Source organism: Staphylococcus sp. MB377, from assembly GCF_001922505.1.
In the GTDB taxonomy this organism is placed as follows: domain Bacteria; phylum Bacillota; class Bacilli; order Staphylococcales; family Staphylococcaceae; genus Staphylococcus; species Staphylococcus haemolyticus.
In genome coordinates this window covers 102,863-111,870 of the sequence record NZ_MAON01000055.1, presented here as the reverse complement: position 1 = coordinate 111,870, position 9,008 = coordinate 102,863, and the positions used below count along the sequence as shown (strand labels likewise).

The window sequence follows — 9,008 nt, the reverse complement described above, 5'->3', positions numbered from 1 at the left end:
CACTTCATCTGAAAAATTTAGATTTTTATCTTTAATTTTTAATGTATTTAATATAGACTTACACATAGGCGCATTACCTTTCTTTTTTATTTTGTTTGGTAGCTAATAATTATAGAGGTAATTGCGCCATTTTTGTATTCAAACATAAAAATTGGACTGATGATTTTTAGTCATCAGTCCAATTTATTATAGAGCCACTATTCTTTTCTTATGCATCTCTTAAGCGAATATCTTCTAAAAGTGTTTCAAATTCTTTAGGTAATTCTGCTTGACGTTCAATGTATTCATGAGTAACAGGGTGTTCAAATCCTATAACACCTGCATGTAATGCTTGTCCACCAATATCAAGTGTTTTTCGTGGACCATACTTTGGATCTCCAACAAGAGGGTAACCAATATATTTCATATGTACACGAATTTGGTGTGTACGCCCCGTCTCTAATTGACATTCAATTAATGTGTAATCATTAAAATGTTCTAAAACATTAAAGTGTGTAACCGCTTCTTTACCGTTATCAACGACATCCATTGATTGTCGATCTTTCTCGTTACGTCCGATAGGCGCATCAATCGTGCCATAATCATGTGGAATATTTCCATGTACTAAAGCGGTATATTTTCTTTTAACGGATTTATCCATTAATTGTTCCACTAACCCTCTATGAGCAATATCATTTTTGGCAACCATTAATAACCCTGAAGTATCTTTATCAATACGATGAACTATACCTGGGCGAATTTTACCATTAATTCCAGATAAATCTTTAATTTGGTACATTAAGCCATTAACTAATGTACCAGAATAATGACCTGGGGATGGATGTACTACCATACCTTTGGGTTTATAAACTATCGCTACATCTTCATCTTCATAATAAATATCTAAATTTAGGTTCTCTGGCTGAATATCGGCTTCGACAACTTCCTTCTCTGTAACAATAATAAGATCATTTAATTTAACTTTATAATTAGACTTAATCACTTTTTCGTTAACTGTAACTAAATCTTCTTTAATCAAATCTTGAATTTGACTTCTAGACCATTCATTATTGAATTCAGGTAATAATTTATCAATACGCTGTCCAACAAGCTCTTGGTTTTCAATTTTAAATTCATGTGTTTTCAAATTATAGTCTCCTATTCTTTTGAATTCGAATCTTTAAGTAAGGCAATGATTATGAACAATACACCTATTGTTAAACTTGAATCCGCAACATTAAATATTGGGAAATCATATCCAAAAATATTAGTATCAGCAAAATCAACTACTTCACCATTAACTAATCGATCAATAAAGTTACCTAATGCACCTGCAAATAGTAAACTTATTGCAACTTGCATAAATAGATTATACTTTGCTTCTTTAATATAAAATAGTACAAGTACGATGAGAATAACTATCGTAATAATATAAAAGAATCCCATTTTACCACTAAGAATTCCCCATGCCGCACCATTGTTTCTATGTGATGTTATGTTTAAAAAATTAGGAATAACTTCATATGAATCACCAATATTCATTGTTGTAGCAATAATCCGTTTTGTGACTTGGTCAATAATTAATATAGCGATTGCTACTATTAAAGATATGGTTATATAATATTTCTTTTTCATTCACGTGCCTCCATTCACACACTACACTTTGACAACACTCTACATTATAGCTTACTCCTCTATATAAAAAAAGCTACAGTTACAAATAGATGATGATATTAGTAACTGTAGTTCATTATGCGTTTTCACTTTGATTTTTCTTAGGATGAATATAATTAAATTCATCTAGTTGGTATTCGTAAACTGTGCGCTTAGTAACTTCATATGGTTTACGATAATTCATATCAAAAACGGTTAACGAGCCATCATGATTAACTTTGTCTACATATGCAACATGACCATGTTGACCTTTTGGATATTGAAGGATTGAACCAACACTTGGATTATCATTAACTTTATATCCTTCTTTGCTTGCTTCATTAGCCCAATATTTGGCATCTCCCCATCTATTACTAATCATATTGCCATCTTGTCTAATTCTATCAAACACATAATACGTACATTGGCCTTTAGCATATAAGTTTAATTTCATTGGGTTCTTTTCCCAAAAATGAATTGTCGGTTGCGTCATATCTTGATTATCAATTCCATCATATATCGCTCCACCAGTGAAAAGTACACTTCCTAAAACCATTATAAGTATAAATTTTTTCATTAAATCACACTACTTCTATAAAATTAAATCTAAAATAAAGCCCGTCTGGACCTTTAACATCAATATGCTTTGTTTCGGGATAATAATAATCAATTAAAGCAAGACCATATGTTACGTTATTCATCACACGTTTAGTACTTGATAACCATTGATTAACAGCTAAATGATGATAGTATTGATTTGAAGACATATAGAGTGAAAACTGATCTAAATACGCAGATGGTTCAAGTCCAAAATATCTTAAATAATAAGATTCAACCTCTGACATACGTATCGTTTTAAGTGATAAATTTCCTATTTTAGTGCCTTTAGGAATCTCTTGCCAAGTTTGTTCTGATACATTTGTTAGTAAACGTGGAACATTGATTGCTTCAATATCTAACTTTACATTTTCATTATCGTAGCCCCAGTAATCCATATCATGGTCGACATAAAACTTGTATGCATTCCCCTCTGGATCTTCAAAAAAGAGGGACGTACAAACACTTTGTTCTCCACCATTTACCGGAATTTCAAAGTCTGTCATTTGTACAAGTAAATCGGCTAAATCTGTAATATTAGGAAGCATTATACCTACATAAAATAATCCTGCTTCAGATAAAAGTGGTTCCCTACCATTCATAACTTCATTTAATGTTAAAAAATGATTTGACTGACCTATCTCGTACTGAACAGAATGATTTGTTTCTGTAATAACTTTAAATCCCAATATAGTTTCATAAAATGGTCTTAAGTCTGCTAAATTTCTAACATTTATAGTTATACCATTTACAAAATGTGAATGTTTTGAATGAAACATTATGGCCTCCTAATATTGCATTACTAAATATAACTTACTTCTTTTAATGGATGAAAAATACAATTCAATGAAAATAATACCTACTATTTTATCTTAAAATATATAAAATTTTATCAGTCTTTGTATGTATATTGCAATTTATTAACTTCTAAAGTAGTGCTTTAAAGCAGTGTCTTAGAAATTGGGTTCATTATTACACTTAAGTCGAGATGCTTGCTTAAAATTTTCACAACTATGTTTTATTATTTATTTTAGAACGCCTTACACAAGTGCAGTTGCACTTAATTTTAATAACGCTATACATCTTAATTCAAACAAAAAAAAGAAAAGACAATTTCTATAATATATTCATAGAAATTGCCTTTCTCTCACTAATTATGAAGTTATTAATCGTGGATTATATTCAGCTTAAAATTAATACTAATTTTTCGTCATTTAGGCTTTAATCAAATGATAAATTTTTGATCCAACATATGCACCTATAACTGCTCCTGCAGTCATCGCGATTGTACTAAACAATTGATCACTTTGTGTTGTCGCTTCTTTATCTTTATCTTTATCTGCAAGATTATTCATATGATTAACAAATAATTCCATTACAGATTTATGGATATTAGCCTGTGTAAACTTATAAACAGACCAAGGTAACGTTGGTTCATACTCTTGTAGTGCAATAATAGCTTCATTTGAATCCAAGATGCGTCTAAATTCAAATCTAGCATTACCACCATTATTAGATAATGCTAAATTACCACCTATGATTTTATAAACAATCATATCTTTTGAAGAATCTTGCATGTCACGTTCCATTTTTAAAATAAATTGATTAGTAAATGGCAAACTAATATTAAATTCATTTTCATTTATAGTTCCATTAATTAAATGTAACGTAATATTATTTATAAACTTCGCATATGTTTTTGAGACATCTTCCATTGAATAATTTTCTGGGATTCTAAAGCGTGATATTGCTCTAAAATCTTTAATTTGTTCTTTACTATTAGAACTAGATGATTTTTTTGATTTGTTTTGATTTTCATTCATTTCATTTTCTTCATCTAGCGCTTGTTGCACACTTTCTTCATACGTCATCTCTCCAATAGAAATATCAGGATGCGTGCGCTCTGGTTGCGGAATCATATCATGAACTAAACTATTCATAAGTGGGTAGACCATTTGTTTAGGTACTTGTGAAATGAGTTGTACCCAATATTTACTTACCCAAATAGGTATAATTGGTAAATCAACGATTGGTAAACGCTTATTTAGCACTACTGCTGTACGTTGTATTAATTCTTTATAATTCATAATTTCAGGTCCTGTAATATCAAAAGCCTCATTATGTTGTGGTGTTCGCTCTACTAGTAATGTCAGTTTATTAATTACATCATTAATTGAAACTGGTGCTATCATATTGTATGCCCAACTAGGTAATACCATACCAGGCAATCGTTCAACTAAACGTTTTAAAATAGGATAAGAACTTCCCTTAGCCCCAATAATTAATCCAGCTCTTAATGTACTTACAGGTATACCATAAGAACCTAGAATTTTTTCACATTCCAAACGACTACGTAAATGAGCAGATAGTTTATCTTCATTTGGAATTAAACCACTCATAAATACAATATGTTTAACGCCTTGTTTCTTTGCAGCTCTCGCAAAATTATCTGCTAATAAAGCATCCATATCTTCAAAGTTTGCTTGCGTTAACTTGGCGTTTGGCATCATAGAATGGACAAGGTAAATTGCAGTATCTACCCCTTCCATTACTTCTGTTATCTCATCTAAATCAAATAAATCAGCAGCTTTCCAAGTAACATTCTCTTCATTTTCTTTGTTACTAGTATTTCTTGAAATTGCTATAATATCATGATGCATTTTTAATTGATCTTTTAATTGTCCACCAATATAACCAGATGCACCTGTTAATAAGATTTTACTAATGATTTCACCCCTAATTATTAAATAGTCGAATAATCTTGATTTAATAAATATATCTATTTAAATATCCTTTTATTAAAAAGTGAAACATTACATATCGTCATTATTTTTACTTATAAATTATAAATGTAAATACAAAAAGGGAATCGGACTGAATTCTTCTCAAATTCGTTGTCCAACTCCCAACTTGCTTTGCTTGTAGAATTTCTTTGTAGGGGCCTGCCCTCAAGGATGACTAGAACTGAGAAAATTTTGATTTAAGCGTCTTGTCTGTTCAGTCAGCTACAATAAATTGCAAAATAGGATTATTATATTATTTATGTCCTATGTGTTTTCAATAATATATTTATTAAACTAAAGTTTTAACTACTTCTTGGCATCGTGGACATAAGTGTTCTAATTCACCTACTGAACCTAATTCTTCAGTATAGTTCCAACATCTTTCACATTTTTCACCCACTGCATGATCAATTCTAATATCACCATGTTGATAAGCCTCTGCATTGTCTACAGAATCTGAAACTTCAACTTGTGAAACAATGAATAATTGTTGTAAATCTTCAAATTGTTGTAAGAACTCTGCAGCTTTAAAGTTGTCGTTATTACCAATTACAACTTTAGCTTCAAGAGACTTACCAATAATTTTATTATTACGTGCAACTTCTAACGCACGGTTTACATCATCACGTAATGCCATGAATTGATTCCATTTGTCAAGCAATGCTTGATCAACTTCAACTACCTTAGGCATGTCAGCTAAATGAACACTTTCTTCTTTTACATGTGGTGTGTGTGTCCAAACTTCTTCAGCTGTGTGAACTAAAATAGGTGCTAATAATTTAGTCATATCAACTAAGATTTGGTATAGAACAGTTTGCATACTACGACGTTTATGCGCATTTTTCTCTTCAATATAAAGAATATCTTTACCGTAATCTAAGTAGAAATTACTCAATTCAACATTAATAAAGTTTTGTACTTCTTGATAAATATTTAAATAATCAAAGTTATCATAATGTTCAATTGTGCTAGCAGTAAACTCACGTAAACGATTTAGTAAATAACGATCGACTTCAAGTAATTCTGCTTCAGGAATTGCATCAGTATCAGGATTATAATCGTTAATATTACCAAGCATAAATCTTAAAGTATTTCTAATTTTACGATATACATCAGAAGTTTGTTTTAAGATTTCATCCGAAATACGAACGTCTGCTAAATAATCAGTACTGCTTACCCATAAACGTGCAATGTCAGCACCTTTTTGTTTTACAACTTGGTCAGGAACAATAACATTACCTAGTGATTTACTCATTTTCTTACCTTCACCGTCCATTACAAAGCCGTGTGATAATAAGAATTTATAAGGCGCTTGACCACTAGTTGCTACAGCAGTTGTAATTGAAGAATTAAACCAACCACGATATTGGTCACTGCCTTCAAAGTATAGATCAGCTGGGAAACTTAATTCTGGACGATTTTCTAATACACCACGATGTGATGAACCAGAGTCAAACCAAACATCCATAATGTCCATTTCTTTTGTAAAGGTACCATTTGGACTACCAGGGTGTGTAAAGCCTTCAGGTAATAAGTCTTTTGCTTCTCTTTCAAACCAAATATTTGAACCATACTCTTCAAACAAATCAGCTACGTGGTTAACTGTTTCTTTCGTCATAATGATATCGCCATTCTCGGCATAGAATACAGGTAATGGAACTCCCCAAACACGTTGACGAGAAATAACCCATTCTCCACGATCACGGATCATATTGTAAATACGTGTTTTACCCCAATCCACTTTGAAATCTGTTTCTTCAATAGCATCTAAAATATCTTGTCTTACTTTATTAATAGAGGCAAACCATTGTGGTGTAGCACGGAAGATAACTGGTTTCTTAGTACGCCAATCATGAGGGTAACTATGTGTAATAAAGTTTAGTTTTAATAAAGCGTCTTTTTCAGTTAATAAATCAGTAACTGCTTTGTTAGCTTTATCATAAAACATACCTTCAAATTGTCCACCTTCTTCAGTAAACACACCTTTATCATCTAAAGGACTAATAACTGGTAAATCATATTTTTGACCAACGATATAATCATCTTCACCATGACCAGGAGCGGTATGAACACAACCTGTACCAGCATCAGTTGTAACATGATTACCATTAATTACAAGTGAGATTCTATCTAAGAAAGGATGTTGTGCTTCAACATACTCTAACTCTTTACCTGTAAATTCTTTTTCTAATTGAATGGCATCTTTATCCCATTTTAAAGATTCTGCTACATCTTCAGATAATGCTTGTGCGATAATATATTTCTTGCCATTCACATTATATTGACCATATTTTAAATCAGGATGAACTGTAATCGCTACGTTAGATGGAATAGTCCATGGAGTAGTTGTCCAAATAATGAATTGAGCATCCTCATCTACTACACCTTTAGTATCTTTCACGTCAAATGCTACATGGATAGATGCTGAACGCTTATCATGATATTCAATTTCAGCTTCAGCTAAAGATGATTCACTTGACGGTGACCAATAAACTGGTTTCTTACCTTTATAAATTAATCCTTTATCCGCCATCTCACCAAACAAACGAATTTGAGCAGCTTCATATTCAGGTTTAAGCGTGATATAAGGATCATTAAAGTCTCCTCGTACACCAAGACGTTTGAAATCTTTCTTTTGTAATTCGATTTGTTCTAACGCAAATTCCTTACATTTTTCTCTAAATTCAGCAATTGACATTTTTTTGCGATCTACGCCCTTTTTAGTCAAAGCTTGTTCAATTGGTAAGCCATGTGTATCCCAACCTGGAACGTATGGTGCGTAAAAACCTTGCATCGTTTTATAACGTACAATAATATCCTTAATAATTTTGTTTAACGCATGCCCCATATGCAAATTACCATTAGCATACGGTGGTCCATCATGTAAGATGTAAGATTGGTTACCTTTATTTTTTTCTAATGCTTTTTGGTATTGATTGTTAGCTTCCCATTGTTCTTGGATTTGCGGTTCTTTATTTGGCAATCCACCACGCATAGGAAAGTCAGTCTTTGGCATTAATAAAGTATCTTTATAGTTCATAATTGATTTCACTCCTTAAATGTAAAAAGAACTCTAAGTTCAATTAAAAAGGGACGGAATTACCGCGGTACCACCCTTGTTAACTCAACTTAGAGTTCTCTCATATATAATATAACTTTGTAAAAATCAGTGATATAAGAGATAGACTTTTATTAGGCTTTCACCAACCCTAATTCGCTGTAAAAAGTTTATTATCTCCTACTTGTCTGACTTATTTTATAACAATTATTTATTTGATGTTGATTCGCTTTGACTCACGCTTGATTGTGAAGTAACGTTCTCACTTGTACTAGTTGCGCCACTTGTACTTAGTGAATCTGTTGTACTGTTATTATTTTCGCTTGCAAGCACACTTTCAGATTGTTGAGATTGAGCGCTAAGTTGCTCTTCAGGTGTAATATCTTCGCTATTTAAATGTTGGAAATTTTCTTGTGTAACTTTTTCTGCATCGATATCATAGTTTAATAAATAATCCCAATCATCATTTTTAAGTAAATCTAATTGAGCTTCGACTAGCATGCGGAAACGTGATCTGAATATTTTAGATTGACGTTTCATATCTTCAGTTTGGAATGATAAATGACGTGCTTTTTCGATAGCGTCATTAACAATTAAATCTGCTTGTGCTTGAGCTTTACTGATAACAGCTTCAGCTTCTTTATTAGCAGCCAATTTAGTCTCTTCTCCAGCTTGTTGAGCTTGAACAAGGGCATCACTTACTGATTGATGAACTTGTTGATAAGATTTAATATTAGTATCTCTCTCTTCAATTACTTTTTCAAGTTGTTTTTTTTCTTCTTTTAAACGTTCAATTTCATTACTTAATTGATTTAAATAATCACTTACTTCAGCTGGTTCTAAACCATTTTTCACTTTTGTAAATTCTTTATTTTTAATTTCACTAGGTGTAAAAGGCATCCTACATCCTCCTTAAATCAACATTAAATTGACTTATA

7 protein-coding genes are annotated in these 9,008 nt (G+C 31.6%); all 7 read right to left on the bottom strand.

All coding sequences use genetic code 11. From position 1 onward, the window contains the following. Positions 1–208: 208 nt before the first annotated feature. Positions 209–1,126 (bottom strand): RluA family pseudouridine synthase, encoded by a 918-nt coding sequence (locus BB045_RS09820; RefSeq protein WP_070582065.1) that lies wholly within the window; start codon positions 1,124–1,126, stop codon positions 209–211. A gap of 11 nt (positions 1,127–1,137) precedes the next feature. Beyond that, positions 1,138–1,614 carry a signal peptidase II gene (lspA, locus tag BB045_RS09815; RefSeq protein ID WP_070582064.1) on the bottom strand — a complete coding sequence of 159 codons (477 nt, stop codon included), beginning with the start codon at positions 1,612–1,614 and terminating at the stop codon, positions 1,138–1,140. A gap of 115 nt (positions 1,615–1,729) precedes the next feature. Then, positions 1,730–2,209 carry a CHAP domain-containing protein gene (locus BB045_RS09810; RefSeq protein ID WP_070440664.1) on the bottom strand — a complete coding sequence of 160 codons (480 nt, stop codon included), beginning with the start codon at positions 2,207–2,209 and terminating at the stop codon, positions 1,730–1,732. A 4-nt stretch (positions 2,210–2,213) separates the two neighbouring features. After that, on the bottom strand, positions 2,214–3,008 hold the full coding sequence (locus BB045_RS09805) for a VOC family protein (RefSeq protein ID WP_075140722.1): 795 nt from the start codon (positions 3,006–3,008) through the stop codon (positions 2,214–2,216). Positions 3,009–3,443: 435 nt separating this feature from the next. Continuing rightward, the gene (locus tag BB045_RS09800; RefSeq protein ID WP_075140721.1) at positions 3,444–4,955 is read right to left on the bottom strand and encodes an NmrA family NAD(P)-binding protein; all 1,512 of its coding nucleotides are present in this window, start codon (positions 4,953–4,955) and stop codon (positions 3,444–3,446) included. A 346-nt stretch (positions 4,956–5,301) separates the two neighbouring features. Then, a complete protein-coding gene (ileS, locus tag BB045_RS09795) occupies positions 5,302–8,052 on the bottom strand; it encodes an isoleucine--tRNA ligase (RefSeq protein WP_070582061.1) in 2,751 nt (916 codons plus the stop codon). A gap of 225 nt (positions 8,053–8,277) precedes the next feature. After that, a complete protein-coding gene (locus BB045_RS09790; RefSeq protein WP_070582060.1) occupies positions 8,278–8,970 on the bottom strand; it encodes a DivIVA domain-containing protein in 693 nt (230 codons plus the stop codon). Positions 8,971–9,008 lie beyond the last annotated feature (38 nt).